At 61.6% G+C, this 14,595-nt stretch carries 12 protein-coding genes and 4 tRNA genes; 2 read left to right on the top strand and 14 right to left on the bottom strand.

Annotated features, from left to right (window positions below):
- Nucleotides 1-67: 67 nt before the first annotated feature.
- The 6 genes from nusG to CMI59_RS00380 form a co-directional block, all read right to left on the bottom strand.
- Nucleotides 68-598: a transcription termination/antitermination protein NusG gene (nusG, locus tag CMI59_RS00405; protein WP_293323159.1), complete on the bottom strand. Its 531-nt coding sequence runs from the start codon at nt 596-598 to the stop codon at nt 68-70.
- A gap of 15 nt (nt 599-613) precedes the next feature.
- Nucleotides 614-814 (bottom strand): preprotein translocase subunit SecE, encoded by a 201-nt coding sequence (gene secE / locus CMI59_RS00400; protein WP_293323157.1) that lies wholly within the window; start codon nt 812-814, stop codon nt 614-616.
- A gap of 106 nt (nt 815-920) precedes the next feature.
- Nucleotides 921-996: transfer RNA gene (locus CMI59_RS00395), tRNA-Trp, on the bottom strand.
- A gap of 98 nt (nt 997-1,094) precedes the next feature.
- On the bottom strand, nt 1,095-2,285 hold the full coding sequence (gene tuf / locus CMI59_RS00390) for an elongation factor Tu (RefSeq protein ID WP_293323155.1): 1,191 nt from the start codon (nt 2,283-2,285) through the stop codon (nt 1,095-1,097).
- Between the two features lie 108 nt (nt 2,286-2,393).
- Nucleotides 2,394-2,467, bottom strand: a tRNA-Gly gene (locus tag CMI59_RS00385).
- A 125-nt stretch (nt 2,468-2,592) separates the two neighbouring features.
- Nucleotides 2,593-2,677: transfer RNA gene (locus CMI59_RS00380), tRNA-Tyr, on the bottom strand.
- A 281-nt stretch (nt 2,678-2,958) separates the two neighbouring features.
- Here CMI59_RS00380 and rlmB point away from each other — a divergent pair.
- Both rlmB and CMI59_RS00370 read left to right on the top strand, forming a co-directional pair.
- Nucleotides 2,959-3,822, top strand: a complete 864-nt coding sequence (rlmB, locus tag CMI59_RS00375; protein WP_293323153.1) for a 23S rRNA (guanosine(2251)-2'-O)-methyltransferase RlmB — start codon at nt 2,959-2,961, stop codon at nt 3,820-3,822.
- A 58-nt stretch (nt 3,823-3,880) separates the two neighbouring features.
- Nucleotides 3,881-3,956 (top strand) — tRNA-Thr (locus CMI59_RS00370).
- Between the two features lie 19 nt (nt 3,957-3,975).
- On the opposite strand, the gene CMI59_RS00365 is transcribed toward CMI59_RS00370, so the two are convergent.
- The 8 genes from CMI59_RS00365 to CMI59_RS00330 form a co-directional block, all read right to left on the bottom strand.
- The gene (locus CMI59_RS00365; RefSeq protein ID WP_293323151.1) at nt 3,976-6,000 is read right to left on the bottom strand and encodes a glycosyltransferase; all 2,025 of its coding nucleotides are present in this window, start codon (nt 5,998-6,000) and stop codon (nt 3,976-3,978) included.
- Nucleotides 6,001-6,154: 154 nt separating this feature from the next.
- On the bottom strand, nt 6,155-6,586 hold the full coding sequence (locus tag CMI59_RS00360; RefSeq protein WP_293323149.1) for a Rap1a/Tai family immunity protein: 432 nt from the start codon (nt 6,584-6,586) through the stop codon (nt 6,155-6,157).
- A 106-nt stretch (nt 6,587-6,692) separates the two neighbouring features.
- Nucleotides 6,693-7,958, bottom strand: a complete 1,266-nt coding sequence (locus CMI59_RS00355) for an LLM class flavin-dependent oxidoreductase (RefSeq protein ID WP_293323147.1) — start codon at nt 7,956-7,958, stop codon at nt 6,693-6,695.
- Between the two features lie 38 nt (nt 7,959-7,996).
- Nucleotides 7,997-9,031 (bottom strand): hypothetical protein, encoded by a 1,035-nt coding sequence (locus CMI59_RS00350; protein WP_293323145.1) that lies wholly within the window; start codon nt 9,029-9,031, stop codon nt 7,997-7,999.
- Nucleotides 9,032-9,076: 45 nt separating this feature from the next.
- On the bottom strand, nt 9,077-9,751 hold the full coding sequence (locus tag CMI59_RS00345) for a TetR/AcrR family transcriptional regulator (RefSeq protein WP_293323143.1): 675 nt from the start codon (nt 9,749-9,751) through the stop codon (nt 9,077-9,079).
- A 104-nt stretch (nt 9,752-9,855) separates the two neighbouring features.
- On the bottom strand, nt 9,856-12,198 hold the full coding sequence (locus CMI59_RS00340; RefSeq protein WP_293323141.1) for a xanthine dehydrogenase family protein molybdopterin-binding subunit: 2,343 nt from the start codon (nt 12,196-12,198) through the stop codon (nt 9,856-9,858).
- Between the two features lie 104 nt (nt 12,199-12,302).
- Nucleotides 12,303-13,079, bottom strand: coding sequence for a class II aldolase/adducin family protein (locus CMI59_RS00335; protein WP_293323139.1), 777 nt, complete (start codon nt 13,077-13,079; stop codon nt 12,303-12,305).
- A 96-nt stretch (nt 13,080-13,175) separates the two neighbouring features.
- On the bottom strand, nt 13,176-14,591 hold the full coding sequence (locus tag CMI59_RS00330; RefSeq protein ID WP_293323137.1) for an FAD-binding oxidoreductase: 1,416 nt from the start codon (nt 14,589-14,591) through the stop codon (nt 13,176-13,178).
- Between the last annotated feature and the right edge of the window lie 4 nt (nt 14,592-14,595).

The following is a 14,595-nucleotide window of genomic DNA, read 5'->3' as shown; positions in this document are numbered from 1 at the left end:
CATCGGTTCGGACCGGCTATTGCGCGCCGTCCCTCGCCTCCCACACACGACAACAGACCGAAAAGCCCTAGAGCTTTTCGACCTGCGAATATTCGAGCTCCACCGGCGTGGCGCGCCCGAAAATCGACACAGCGACCTTGAGCCGTGCCTTTTCCTCGTCGACTTCCTCGACGAAACCGTTGAACGAGGCGAAAGGTCCATCCGCGACGCGCACCTGTTCGCCGATCTCGAACGTGATCGACGGCTTGGGACGCTCCACGCCTTCCTGCACCTGATGCAGGATGCGATCGACTTCCGCCTGACTGATGGGCATCGGCTTGTTATCCGCACCCAGGAAACCCGTCACCTTCGGCGTTTCCTTGACCAGATGATAGGTCTGGTCGGTCAGCTCCATCTTCACCAGCACATAGCCCGGGAAGAATTTGCGTTCCGCATTAATTTTCCGTCCGCGGCGCNACTCGACGACCTCTTCGGTCGGCACGAGAATCTCCTCGAACTCATCGGCAAGCCCGTGCTGCTCCGCCTGCTCGCGGAGCGCCTCGGCCACCTTCTTCTCGAAGTTCGAGTAGGCGTGAACGATGTACCAGCGTTTGGCCATGGGGCCCCTATTGCCTCAACTGCCGCCAAGCCCGAGCACGAAAGATACGCCCATGCTCAGCACCTGATCGGCGAGAAAGAAGAAAACCGTCGCAAACGCCACCATAATGAACACCATGACGGTCGTGATCACGGTCTCCCGGCGCGTCGGCCAGGTCACTTTCGTGACCTCCGAACGAACCTGCTGCAAAAACTGGAGCGGATTGGTCTTCGCCATTCCTGCCTAAATCCTCTATTGCGCGCCTGGCCGGATTACGCCGACCATCCTGTCCATCTGCCGGGACCGACCGGGTCTCCTGACCCCGCCACCCGACTGCCGGCGCTGGCAGGAGTGGAGGGGCTCGAACCCCCAACCCCCGGTTTTGGAGACCGGTGCTCTACCAGTTGAGCTACACTCCTAGGCGCGCCCTGCAGCACCTGAACCCTCTAAAGCCGGTCCAGAACCATTCGAGACGCCGAAGCCCTCCGCGGTACCCCGCGAAGGGCTGATTTCAAGATCACTCGATGATCTTGGAGACGACGCCGGCGCCGACGGTACGACCGCCTTCGCGGATGGCGAAGCGCAGCTTCTCTTCCATCGCGATCGGCGCGATCAGCTGAACCACCATCTTCACATTGTCGCCCGGCATGACCATCTCGGTCCCCTCCGGAAGCGTCACCACGCCCGTCACGTCCGTCGTGCGGAAGTAGAACTGCGGACGGTAGTTCGTGAAGAACGGCGTATGACGTCCACCTTCATCCTTCGTCAGGATGTAGGCCTCGGCCTCGAAACGCGTATGCGGCGTGATCGAACCCGGCTGGCACAGAACCTGGCCGCGCTCCACGTCTTCGCGCTTCGTACCGCGAAGCAGAACACACACATTGTCGCCCGCCTCGCCCTGGTCGAGCAGCTTGCGGAACATCTCGACGCCCGTGCAGGTCGTCTTCTGCGTGTCCTTGATGCCGACGATTTCAAGCTCGTCGCCAACCTTCACGATACCGCGCTCCACGCGGCCCGTCACAACCGTGCCGCGACCCGAGATCGAGAACACGTCTTCGATCGGCATCAGGAACGGCTGGTCAACCGGACGCTCCGGCTGCGGAATGTAGTCGTCGACCGCGCGCATCAGCTCGAGGATCGCATCGGCACCGATCTTGGGATCGCCACCTTCAAGCGCCACGAGAGCAGAGCCCTTCACGATCGGAATGTCGTCGCCCGGGAACTCGTAAGCCGACAGAAGCTCGCGGATTTCCATTTCGACGAGCTCCAGAAGCTCCTCGTCATCCACCTGGTCGACCTTGTTCATGAACACCACAAGCGCCGGAACGCCAACCTGGCGGGCAAGCAGAATGTGCTCGCGCGTCTGCGGCATCGGGCCGTCGGCGGCCGACACAACCAGGATCGCGCCGTCCATCTGCGCCGCGCCCGTGATCATGTTCTTCACATAGTCGGCATGGCCGGGGCAGTCCACATGCGCGTAGTGACGGTTCTCCGTCTCATACTCAACATGCGACGTCGAAATCGTGATGCCGCGCGCCTTCTCTTCAGGCGCCTTGTCGATCGCGTCATACGCCGAAAACGTCGCGCCACCCGTCTCGGCAAGCACCTTCGTGATCGCCGCCGTCAGCGTCGTCTTTCCGTGGTCAACATGACCAATCGTTCCGATATTGCAGTGCGGCTTGTTGCGCGCAAATTTCTCTTTAGCCATCGGCTCACGTCACCTTCAGTTGATCGATCAGTCCATAGCCGCCGGGAGACCCGGCCCGTCGAACTCTTCCACTTTTCTTCGCCGCCACGACATAGGCGCCGAAAACTCTGGAGCGGGTGAAGGGAATCGAACCCTCGTCGTAAGCTTGGAAGGCTTCTGCTCTACCATTGAGCTACACCCGCCCGAATTCCTGATGCCCTTTTACAAGGCCGCTCCTGTCCCGCTTGAGGCGCTTCGGGGTCTGCCTGTCACGGCGCTCTACCCTCAGAGCCGGCGCGCGAGCCGCGCCACATCTATATATCGTCGGTGGTGGAGGGGGTTGGATTCGAACCAACGTAGGCATAGCCAGCGGATTTACAGTCCGCCCCCTTTAGCCACTCGGGCACCCCTCCGTTCTCCGACGAGATATGTCCGATGCTAATTCTCTTGAATTCCCAATGAGTTCGCGCGTTTCTTTCGAGCACCGCCAGCTTGCGCCCGGGCGGCTTTATTGAGCTTTGCCGGGCCTGTGTCAACAGAAATCCCGCAGAAAAGCTGGCTTGACCGTTGAGTTATCCCGCTTGGCAAATGCTGAAACGCCCCCGCAGCGTCTTCTGTCCAGCTTTTCAGCCAACCGAAGGCACTGATGCAGAGGCGATTGCATGAGCCTGAGTGGCGCAATATAAGCGCGCCTATGAGCAGGCGCAAGCAATCCCCGAAGCAAAATCGGCACGATTCGACCTCCCGGAGGCCGCGCGAGGGCGATTCTCCCTCCCGCGATCATCGCCCGGACCGCCCCGCGCCCCCGAAAAGGCGCCAGAGAGGTGGGTCTCAAGGCCCCTCCCAGGAGGAAAACTGGCTCTATGGCTTCCATGCCGTTCTGGCCGCGCTGGAAAATCCGGCCCGGACGCCGAAACGCCTGCTCCTGACGAAAAACGCCAGCGCCGAGCTGCACCGCCAGGGCCGCGCCGCCCTGCCGCTGACGCCCGAGCCGGCCTCGGGCGAGGAAATCGCCTCCCTGCTGCCCCCCGGGGCGGTTCATCAGGGAATAGCCCTCCATGCGAGCCCCCTGCCCGATTACGATCTTCCCGATGCCTGCGAAGACGCACGATGCGCGGTGATTCTCGATCAGGTGACCGATCCGCATAATTTCGGGGCCATCCTTCGCTCTGCTGCCGTTTTCGGCGCCACCGCCCTCGTCACCACGGCCCGCCATTCTCCGCCGCTGGGCGGTGTACTCGCCAAGGCCGCGTCCGGCGCGCTGGAAAAGGTGAAGATCGCCCGTGTGCCCAATCTCGCCCGGGCGATGGAGGAGCTGCAGGAGCTGGGCTTCGAACTGGTCGGCCTCGACGGCGACGCCGACGCCACCCTCCCCGCCCTCGATCTCGGCGAACGGGTCGGCCTCGTGCTCGGCGCGGAGGGCGCAGGCCTCAGACGCCTCACCCGGGAGCATTGCGACCTGCTGGCGAAACTTCCCGCCTCGGGCGACATGCGCAGCCTCAACGTCTCCAACGCCGCCGCCGTCGCGCTTTACGAACTTTTCCGCCGCACACTCTAGGGGGACGCAATTCGCGCCTTGCCCGGCCTACCGGCCGCCACTATCTTGCGCGCACATTGCCGGCTTAGCTCAGTTGGTAGAGCACCTGATTTGTAATCAGGGGGTCGCGGGTTCGAATCCTGCAGCCGGCACCAGCCTACCTTCCGCGTCTCGTCAGAGCAGGTCCCTTTCAAGCAGCATCATGCGCATTTGCCGTCCCACCGCTTCGGGGGAGAAGCGGTCGATCATCAGCTGGCGTCCGCGCGCGCCCTTTGCTTTCGCCGTCTCCCAGTCATTTGCGATTTCGCGCATCGCCCGCGCCGCGTCGTCGATATCCGGTTCGGCCCAGACCTGCCCTTTCCAGTCGACGTAACTTTCCGGCGCCAGCGGTTTGATCTCATAGGCGACCGGATAGCCGGTTTCCGGCGTAACGAAATCCGTGGTTGCCGAATAGTCCGTCGAAATGACCGGTTTCGCGGCAGCCATCGCCTCGGCAGCAGCGAAACCGAAACCTTCCGATCGATGCAACGAAACAATCGCATCACAAGACATGACGAGGCTGTCCATTTCAGACCTGCTCAGGGTACGGTCGATGACCTCGATCCGATGGTCGCGCCGCGCAGCTTCGAGGAGTAAGGGCCGGCTCCCCCGATCACTGGTTCCGCGAACCTTGACGCATAGCCGGACATCTTCCGCAGGGTCGGGAAACGCACGGAGGTAAGCCGCGACGGCACCTTCGGGGTTTTTGCGTGTCGCGAAGGAGTCGAAATCCAGCAGAGCTAGAAATCGCAATGGCCCATCGCGCTCATCCCACGTCGTCGCGGGAATGCGTACCGGCTGCGGAACCACATGCACAGGCCGGTTGCACCCCGAGGCAAATGCCTCCGCAACGAAAGTGGAAGGTGCCCAAATCTCGTCATAGGTATCGGCAAAGGCTTCGGCACCGGCGGGAAGTCTTGAAAGCTCCCAAAACGGATACAGGATGTCCGTCCGCCCTGATCGGACATGGTGGGTAAGACGCATGAAAGTGATTGCGTCGAATACGTGTATGGCCGCACGCCGGTCGACCGCACGGGCGCACTTCGTGTGAAACTCGGTATCGGTCGGGGTATTCGCGCCCGACGGCACATTGTACGCGGAAACCGGGAGCCGGCTTGCATCCGCTGCATAGATCAGGTTTCGAGCCGACTGCCCAAGCCCTATTACCGAACTAAAATGGCCTAGCACACTAACGCCCGGCTTGAATGGGGGTGTGCCGACCACGCGCCGGGCAACCACATTCATTCGATCGAGCAAATCGTCGCGCTCGGCGGCGGGCAATTGCGAAATGAAAGACAAAGGGCTTTTCTTGCCGGCGGTATCGATCCCGAAAAGAGTGGGAAAGGACGGAGAAAACCAGCGAGTGGGCGAACGCTTCTCCTTCCATCCGAACGTCAGGTAGTGATAGAGCGGGTCCATGCTGGCCTCTTTGACATCGGCATTGGCCTGAAGATACCAGTCTCCGTCAAAGAGACCGGATCGCAGTATCCATTGCTTCGCGTCCTCGTTGTCCCCGTCGGATTTCTCAGACGTGACCGGGTCGGACCTTCTCAGGCGCCGAAACATCCTCATCAACCGCGATGGACTTGTGGAAAGCGCCTCTTGCCGGGTCGTCCCTTCAGGATCCATCCAGGATGCGATCGTTTGTGTCGGCCGAACAACAAGATCGATGCTGCCGCGAGGCCTGAAAAGCGCTTCCAAAAACGGCTCGTCTTCCAGACGCTCGCGACCGATCACATCGAGGACCGTTTCATCCTGGACGCGAATTCGGCACGCGGTGTCGAGATCGAGCGTATTTCTCAAGGCTGAGACAAGGCGTGCGAAACAGGAGGCCCCGATTTTGCTGCCTGGCGCAATGAGACACGCAAAATCTCCCCGCCAGTTCCGCCTGCCGCCGGTCGATTGTTCCGAGGCGGTCATGTAGCTGATGCCGCGCAACGCCCGGCACAGCGCGTCCCATGCGGGATCGATCCGCAAACCCTCCTGAGTCAGAAGACAAACTTCGATATTGCGGTAAATCTGATCGTCGAGCGCGCGGAGCGTCGCCGTGATCTCCGCATGGCTTGCCGCGCGGGCATCCACAAGAACTGTGAAAAGAGGAGGAAGAAGAGGTAACGCCGTTTCGACCTCACCCTCCTTCCGCTTCTTCTCGCGCAACATTCCGCTCACCTTCACCCGCCATAAGACAATGCGGCCTCCGCTTGCCGGACCGGCCCAAGCGTCACCCTGCATCTATTCTACGTTGAGCATGGTCTCGCCGAAAGACGACTACATCCCTGTCGAAACCCTCTCACCGGCGTTAACGCGGAATCCATCAATCCTTGGGACAAGGATATTTCGATGCCAGCGCGCGGGCGGAAAGTTCAAGCGCGGGCTTGTCCAGAAGATCCGGATGGCTCTTGGCATAATCGACGGCCACCTTCGCGAACTCGTCGAAACGGATCAATTTGGGCGGTTCGAAACAGACGGTCTCGTCTTCTTTGGGGCCGAGGCGATGGACTTCGAACGGCGCGCCGGGCTCGCGGCCGTTATTGACGGCACTGACCAGTCCCACCGCATAGCTCTTGCAGGATGCTGACCCGACGACATCGTCGACATTCGCATCGCCCTTCAAAAAGGATTTGCAGGACTGCACGAGTTGCGCGCCGGTTTCCACGCGCGATGCCGAAGCCTGAACAGGGGCGGACAGGCTGGCGCCGACGGCAAACAAAAATGCAGCGGTTGCCGGGACAACGAAATATTTCATCGGGGCTCCTCCTTCTGATGATCGACGCGGGGTCTTCTCTAATGTTGGCTGATGCAGCGTATTGTGCAATGTGCCATGAGATGAACATTCGGCAATTTACGCCAGATCAATCTCCGCTTCGCACCGATGCGCCCTTGGCCCCTGCCGCCTGCGCGGCGTTGGCCTTTTCATCATTCTCGGTGATCTGCCGCCCCAGCGCGAGATAGGCCGGGATTTCCTCATCGGAAAGCGGTTTCATCGCTTTCTTTCGCTGCATGGCTGCTTCGATATAGGGCGCGAGCTCTTCCATCTTGCGGCGTTCGCGCTCTTCTTCCTCGGCCTTGAATTCCGGCATCACCTTCTCGGCGAAGAGTTCCATCGCCTCGCAGATATGCTGGTGCCGGTTCTTGCCGCCCTGCTGGATGAAGATCACCTGGTCGACCCCCGCATCGCGGAACCCTTTCAGATGCTCGCGGACCTGCTCCGGCGTGCCGATGCCACGATTGGCGCCCTCTTCCGGGATCTGGTCCCGCGCCGCTTCGAAATTCGCCCAGATGTCGGTCCGGCCAGGCTTGTGTTCGCCGAAGATGTAATGATGACCGAGCCCATAGCTGAAGAAACGGAACCCGTCCATGCCGCGGCGCTTGGCCTCTTCCTCATCCTCATGCACGGAAAAGCCCGTCACCATGGCGATGTTGGGGTTTACCGTATGGCCGATCGGCACGCATTCTTCCTTGAAGATACGGTAATAGTCGTCGACCCATTTCTTCGCTTCCTCGGTATCGACGAAGGCAAAGGTGAGCGCCCCGATGCCCAGCCGCGCCGCAAGCTTGATCGTCTCGCGGTTGGAACATGCCACCCAGATCGGCGGATGCGGCCGCTGCGCAGGCTTCGGCACCACGTTCCGGCAGGGCATGGAAAAATACTTGCCGTCGAAACCGGGATAGGGATCCATCGCCATCATGTTGGCGCATTGCTCCACGCCCTCGCGCCACATATCGCGCTTCTCCGACGGATCGATCCCGAACCCGCCCAGTTCCATGATGGAAGAGCTTTCGCCCGTGCCCCACTCCACGCGCCCGTTGGAAACGAGATCGAGCATGCCGATCCGCTCCGCCACACGCGCAGGGTGATTATATTTCGGCGGCATCAGCACAATGCCGTGGCCGAGGCGAATGTTCTTGGTGCGCTGCGAGCAGGCCGCGAGAAACACTTCCGGCGCTGAGGAATGCGAATACTCCTCCAGGAAGTGATGCTCCACTTCCCACGCGTAGTCGATACCGAGCCTGTCGGCGAGCTCCACCTGATCCAGCGCTTCCTGAATGAGCCGCTGCTCATCGCCTTGCGCCCAGGGGCGCGGCAACTGGTGTTCGTAGAAGATCCCGAATTTCATGGATCCCTCCTCCCCCTGTTCTGACTTTTATATGCCGCTCAGGCCGCGTGCGCCTTGTGCTCTAGCGCCTCGAATTGCGTAAAGAGCCGCTTACCCTCCGGCGTCGTTTCCAGCCGCGCCTTGATCGCATCATGCGACTGCTGCCTGGAAAAATCGGCCTGGGTCACGGCGTGCCATTCAACCATCCCCTCCCAGATCGGATCGATGAGATCCTTGCCCTTCACCGTGCCGCCATCGACGGCCTTGAAGGTGAAGCTGCGCATCTCGGAAATCGCCGTCTGCAGATAGCCGACATGGATTGCTTCGTCGATCCGGATACGCTCCACCATCTCGGCTGCCATCTCCGCATCGGCGCGGCGGTCGGTAAAGAGGGTCGGATCGCGCATGATCTCGCAGCAGAAGCTGAAGAAGCTTTCCGCCCGCACCTCGATCATCAGCACATTCATCAGCAGAAGGATGAGCTGCTCGAAACCTTCGGGAAGCTGCGGCATAAGCCGCCCCTGATCCGGCCGTCCGATGCTTTCAGGCACCTCCGGAACCGGATAGGCACCCGCCCCGAAAAGAAGATCGCGCGCGGCAAACCACATCGCATCATGCGCACCGAATTCCGGATGATCCGGATCGCCGCCCTCATCCGCGCCATGCGCATAGAGCAGCCCCTTGTGCAGATGGCCGGTGCAGGTCTGCGAGATGTCGTCTTCGATGATCTGCTGGAAGTCCGGCGCCTGCAGGTCGCAAAGCGCCCGCCCGCGCGCCTCGATGATGCCGGTGATGGTGAGCGAGTTCCACAGGCTCTCCCCATATCCGTTCTTCAGGAGAAGGCGCTGCTGCTCGATGCTCGGATAATTGCCGCGCTTCAGAAGCTGCACGCTCGCATCGATGAGCGGCCACCCGTTCTTCGTCAACTGTTCCTGCCAGGCGTGAACCGCCGGCCAGCGATTGAGCGTGCGCGGCGAGAGATAGCTCCCATCGGCGGCGATGCCGCCATGCAGCAGGTAGCCGGCCGCCTCATGCGGCTTGGCCGCCTCATGCGACGCCATCACTTCATCGCGGCTGTATACAAGCTTTGCCATCCTCCGGTTCCTCCCTGTGGCAATTCTTTTTTCTTTTCGACGGCCCTAGCGCGCCTCCAGCGCACGCACGACAACTTTGGTCGTCTGATCGATGACGCGGTCATAGGGCATCTTTTTTCGGTACGCATAGGCGCCGCCATGTTTCACGGCGCCGAGAATGAGATAACCGGCAAACTTGCTGTCGATATCGGCGGCAACCTCGCCCGCCTCCTTCCAGCGGTCGATCACCGCGGCCCAGCTGTCCGCCCAACGGTCCGCCGGCATCTTGCGCCCCATATCGCCCGTGGAAAGAACGGCGATATCGGTAAGCGCCGCGCCCAGCACAGCCGGGTTGGCTTCCGAATATTCGAAGATCGCCTTGAGGATTTCCCGCACCCCCTCTTCCAGGGTATGCGCCTCGGCCAGATGCTTCTCGAGGAAGAGTTCAAGCTCCCCCGCCGCCTCCTCCGTGAAGGCGAGAAAGCAATCCAGCTTGTCCTCGAAATGAAGATAGAACGTGCCGTGCCCGACACCGGCGGCCTTGGAAATATCCTGCGGCCGTGTCTCGTGATAGCCGCGCTCGACGAAAAGCTTGCGCGCCGCCGCCAGCAATTTGCGGCGGCTCTCCTGCTTGCGGCGAACCGCAGCCGTCACCGGCTTGCTGTCTTCGTTTACCTTGTCGGCATGCATCGCTTCTGCGATGTCTTCGCCGACGCCTGATGTCGTTTCCCCATGCGTCATAAAGAACAGGCTTGGCCTAAATTGACAATTTGTCAATTAGGTCAAGCCCATTTCGCTGACATTTTTGTATGTGCACTGCAGCAAGTTAGCGGCAGGCCGCGGGGTTACTCCGCCGCCTTCGCGCCACCAGCCTGGATGATTTCCCAGAGCTTCAGCGGCGTCACCGGCATGTCGATTTCCTCCACCCCGTAAGGCTTCAGCGCATCGATGACCGCATTGATGAAGGCGGCCGGCGCACCGACCGTCCCCGCCTCGCCCGCGCCCTTCACGCCCAGCGCATTGGAGCGCGAGGGGATCTCGTTCCAGCTGATGTCGAAGCTCGGCATATCGTCGGCGCGCGGCATCCAGTAATCCATGAAGGAGCCGGTCATGAGCTGGCCGTTCTCGTCATATTTGGCGAGTTCGCCCATCGCCTGGCCGAGGCCCTGCGCGATACCGCCATGCACCTGCCCCGCTACGATGAGCGGGTTCAGGATCTGGCCGAAATCGTCCACCGCCGTGAATTTGACGATGTGATAGCGGCCCGTATCCGCGTCGATTTCCACTTCGCAGATATGCGCGCCGTTCGGGAAAGTGTTTTCCTTCTGGCTGTACTCGCCATCGCCCGAAAGCTCGCCGAGATCGGCCTGCGTGCTCGCCTTGCGCGCGACATCGAACAGGTCGATCGACTTGTCCGTGCCCGAAACGGCGAAAACCGGCTCTCCATATTCGCCGCGATACTCGATATCCGCCTTGGCGGCTTCAAGCTCGTTCGCCGCGATTTCCCGGCCTTTGTCGATGAGGTCGTCGGACGCGCTGGAGATGGCGCCCGAGACCATATAAACGGCCTTGGACCCGCCCGTGCCCGCGCCGCCCGGCAGGATGTCGCTGTCGCCGAGATGGATTTTCACCTTCTCCGAATCGAGTCCCAGACGCTGGCAGATGAGCTGCGTCCAGACGGTCTCGTGTCCCTGCCCGTTGGTCTGCTGCCCCGTCCAGACATGAACCGTGCCCTGCTCGGGGTCGACGGCGATACGGGCATAATCGGACATGCCCGCCGCCGTGCGCTCGACATAATAGCTGATGCCGATGCCTCGCAGCTTGCCTTCGCTGGCCGCCTTTGCGCGGCGCGCTTCGAAGCCGTCATAATCGGAATGCGCCAGCGCATCCGTCAGGTTGCGGTCGAAATCGCCGGAGTCGAAAGGCAGCACCGGCTTCTGATCGATCGGCATCATGTCGGACGGCACGAAATTACGGCGGCGCAGTTCCGCGGGCGTCACGCCAAATTCCTTCGCAGCCTTTTCCATCAGCCGCTCGATCACATAGGAGGCTTCCGGCCGCCCCGCCCCACGATAGGCATCGACCGGCGTTGTGTTGGTATAGACGGCGCGGACGCGGTTATAGAGCGCGGGCACCATATAGACGCCCACATGCATGCCGCGCGGCGCAAGCGTCGGGATGAACGGACCGAACTGCCCCTGATAGGCGCCGAGATTGGCGATGGTCTCAACCCGAAGCCCGAGGATCTTGCCATCGGCATCGAGTGCGACCTCTGCTTCCGTCACATGATCGCGTCCTTGCGTATCGGTGATGAAGCTGTCGGAGCGGTCCGCCACCCATTTCACCGGACGGCCAAGCTGCTTGGCCGCGAACAGCACCAGCGGATATTCGGCATAGTTGAAAGTCTTCATGCCGAAACCGCCGCCGACATCGTCACTGACGACCCGAAGCTGCGTCGGCTCGATACCCAGCGAATAGCCGGCAATGAAATTGCGAAGCCCGTGCACGCCCTGACAGCCCGTATAGAGCGTGTAGTGATCGCGCGAAGCATCGTATTCGCCCAGCGCCGCGCGCGGCTCCATCGCATTGACGACGATACGGTTGTTGACGAGACGCAGCTTGGTCACGTGATGCGCCTTGTCGAAACCGGCCTTCACGGCGTCCTCGTCGCCCAGATCCCAGTCATAGGCGATGTTGCTGCCATTCTCTTCCCAGATGACGGGCGAAGACGGATCGGTCGCCCCTTCCGTGTCGGCGATCACCGGCAGGTCGTCGTAATCGACCATAATGAGTTCGGCTGCGTCGCGCGCCTGATCCGCGGTCTCGGCCACGACCACCGCCACCGTGTCGCCCACATAGCGCACACGCTCCTGCGCGATGAGATGGCGCGTGGTCTTGTAGATATCCGAACCGTCGCGGTTCTTGATCATGTCGGCTGCCGGGCTGCCGATGATCCCGAGGCCCGCCGCCTTCGCATCCTCTCCGGTATAGATAGCAATCACGCCGGGCGCGGCCTTTGCGTCCTCGGTATCGATATTGCCGATCTTCGCATGGGCATAAGGCGAGCGGACCATAAAGGCATAGGCCTGCCCCTCCAGCGATATGTCGCCCGTATAGCGGCCATGGCCCGTAACCAGCCGCTCATCCTCGACACGCTGTACCGACTGCCCGACACCGAACTTGACCATGGGAAACCCTCTCGAACGAAGACGCATTTAAACGGAAAGGAGACGCGGCGCCGCGCCGCATCTCAAGTGACAAATATATGGATGGACCGGACGGCGACCGCCGCTCAGTCGCGATAGGACGGATCGACCCTGTCGAGCGTGCGCAGAAGCGCAGGCCAGGCCAGCTTGCCGATGCCGTGCCGCTTGTGGAACTGCCCCTGATCCGCCGTCTTCTCCGGCACGCCGTCATGGGGCATGGTCAGAGCCCGCCCACCGGACAACGCCCGCACCTGGATGGAGCAGGCACGTTCCAGGAAGAAAAGCCGAAGGAACGCATCCGCGCAGCTCGCGCCGACCGTCAGCAGACCGTGATTGCGCAGGATCATGCAGTGCTTGTCATCGAGATCGCGGATCAGCCTTTCGCGCTCGTCGAGTTCCAGAGCGATGCCTTCATAGTCATGATAGGCAAGATCGCCGAGCACGATCATCGCGGTCTGGCTCAATGGCAGAAGGCCCTCCGCCTGCGCGGACACGGCCACGCCGTCGTCGGAATGCGTATGGATCACGCAATTGGCGTCATTGCCGGTGGAATGCACCGCGGAGTGAATGGTGAAGCCCGCCGGGTTCACCATGTAATCCGTTTCCTGCACGATATTGCCGTCGAGATCGATCTTCACCAGGCTCGATGCCGTGATCTCGTCGAAGGTCATGCCATAGGGGTTGATCAGGAAGTGGTGTTCCGGCCCCGGCACACGCGCAGAGATATGCGTATAGATCAGGTCGCTCCAGCCATAATGCGCTACGAGCCGGTAGGTCGCCGCAAGATTGACGCGAACCTCCCACTCCTCCTGCGACACCTGATCGCGCATCGATAGGCCGCTGAAATCTTCTGCAACGGACATGGGGGCACCTCCACGAATGTCATTGTACCGGAATAGCGTTTCCGGTCAGTGTGACACGCCCTCAGGCCTCAGCCAAGCCGGGAGCGGAAATCCGCCTTATTCGGCAGCCTGGGCATGCGGTACCGGCTCCAGCACCTTGCCGGGATTGAGGATGTCCTTCGGGTCCAGCGCCTGCTTCAGCGTCCGCATCAGCGCGACTTCCTCCGGCGCGCGCGACCAACCGAGATAGGGCCGCTTTTCGAGACCGATCCCGTGCTCCGCCGACACCGAGCCCTGCCGCTTCTGGAGAGCGCCATAGACGATCTCTTCCACCGCGCGGCGCGTCTCCGGCGACGCGTCGGGGAAGCGGCCCGGAATGACGTGCAGATTGCCGTCTCCCAGATGACCGAACACCATCAGCGAATAATCCGGCCATTTCGCCACGAAAGCCTCGCGGATTTCCGCAATGTAACTTTCCATATCGGCGATGCGCAGGCTCACATCGAAGGTGAACATCGGATAAGTGTTCACGACTTGGGCCACGTCGTCGCGCAGCGCCCACATCCCGTCGCGTTCAGCCTGATTCTTGGCAATCACCGCGTCGGACGCGATCTCCTGCTCCAGCGCTTCCGTAAGCGCCGCCTCGAAGCGCGCGCTGTCCTCTTCCTGATTGCCGCCCATGGATTCGATCAGCACATAATAGGGATGGCCATGGGGAATGGGCGGGCGGCCCTTGGCCGGCTCGCTGGTGACGAGCTTGTAGAAATCCTCCCACATCACCTCATAGGCCGAGAGCGTACCGCCCAGCGCGCGCTCCATATGGCGCAGGAGCTTCGGCAGATTGTCGAAATCCTCGATCGCGACAAAAGCCGTGTCCTGCGACACGGGTTTCGGACGCAGCCGAAGCACGGCGCGCGTCACGACACCCAGCGTCCCCTCCGAGCCGATGAAGAGCTGCTTCAGATCGTAGCCCGCATTGTTCTTGATGAGCTTGTTGAGCGAGGAAACCACCGTGCCGTCCGCCAACACCGCTTCCACGCCCAGCACCATGTCGCGCATCATGCCGTAGCGCAGCACGCGGTTGCCGCCCGCATTGGTCGAGATGTTGCCGCCGATGGTCGCCGAACCACGCGCGCCCAGATCGAGCGGAAAGAAATATCCCTTGGCCTCCACCGCCTCGCAAAGCGCCTGCAGGATCGCACCGGCCTCGACCGTCGCCGTCCCGCCCGTCTCGTCGATTTCCTCGATCCGGTTCATCCGGTCCACGGAGAGCGCGATCATGCCCTCGCAGGCCGCGCCTTCCACAAGGCCGGTCTTGCCGCCCCATGGAACCACGCCGACGCCCGCCTGATGGCAAAGGGCGAGCGCCTTCGACACCTCTTCGGTGCTGGCGGGGCGGAGTACGGCGCGCGGGCTGCCCAGATGGCTCCAAGCCCCTTGCGCCTTTTCATGCGCGGCCTCGCCCTCGAGCACACTGCCCTCGCCCAGCGCTGATTTCAGCTTGGCGATCAATTCCTTAGTCGCGGCAGGCATGAAC

It is taken from the genome of Parvibaculum sp., assembly GCF_002684405.1.
Lineage (GTDB): Bacteria > Pseudomonadota > Alphaproteobacteria > Parvibaculales > Parvibaculaceae > Parvibaculum.
Note: the sequence above shows the minus strand (reverse complement) of the source record. Positions and strands in the feature narration are given on the sequence as shown.

What these genes read in the sequence shown, in the direction of transcription:
- secE (WP_293323157.1), bottom strand. Translation starts at nt 814, where the DNA reads ATGGCGAAGACCAATCCGCTCCAGTTTTTGCAGCAGGTTCGTTCGGAG.
- tuf (WP_293323155.1), bottom strand. Translation starts at nt 2,285, where the DNA reads ATGGCTAAAGAGAAATTTGCGCGCAACAAGCCGCACTGCAATATCGGA.
- rlmB (WP_293323153.1), top strand. Translation starts at nt 2,959, where the DNA reads ATGAGCAGGCGCAAGCAATCCCCGAAGCAAAATCGGCACGATTCGACC.
- CMI59_RS00365 (WP_293323151.1), bottom strand. Translation starts at nt 6,000, where the DNA reads ATGTTGCGCGAGAAGAAGCGGAAGGAGGGTGAGGTCGAAACGGCGTTA.
- CMI59_RS00360 (WP_293323149.1), bottom strand. Translation starts at nt 6,586, where the DNA reads ATGAAATATTTCGTTGTCCCGGCAACCGCTGCATTTTTGTTTGCCGTC.
- CMI59_RS00355 (WP_293323147.1), bottom strand. Translation starts at nt 7,958, where the DNA reads ATGAAATTCGGGATCTTCTACGAACACCAGTTGCCGCGCCCCTGGGCG.
- CMI59_RS00350 (WP_293323145.1), bottom strand. Translation starts at nt 9,031, where the DNA reads ATGGCAAAGCTTGTATACAGCCGCGATGAAGTGATGGCGTCGCATGAG.
- CMI59_RS00345 (WP_293323143.1), bottom strand. Translation starts at nt 9,751, where the DNA reads ATGACGCATGGGGAAACGACATCAGGCGTCGGCGAAGACATCGCAGAA.
- CMI59_RS00340 (WP_293323141.1), bottom strand. Translation starts at nt 12,198, where the DNA reads ATGGTCAAGTTCGGTGTCGGGCAGTCGGTACAGCGTGTCGAGGATGAG.
- CMI59_RS00335 (WP_293323139.1), bottom strand. Translation starts at nt 13,079, where the DNA reads ATGTCCGTTGCAGAAGATTTCAGCGGCCTATCGATGCGCGATCAGGTG.
- CMI59_RS00330 (WP_293323137.1), bottom strand. Translation starts at nt 14,591, where the DNA reads ATGCCTGCCGCGACTAAGGAATTGATCGCCAAGCTGAAATCAGCGCTG.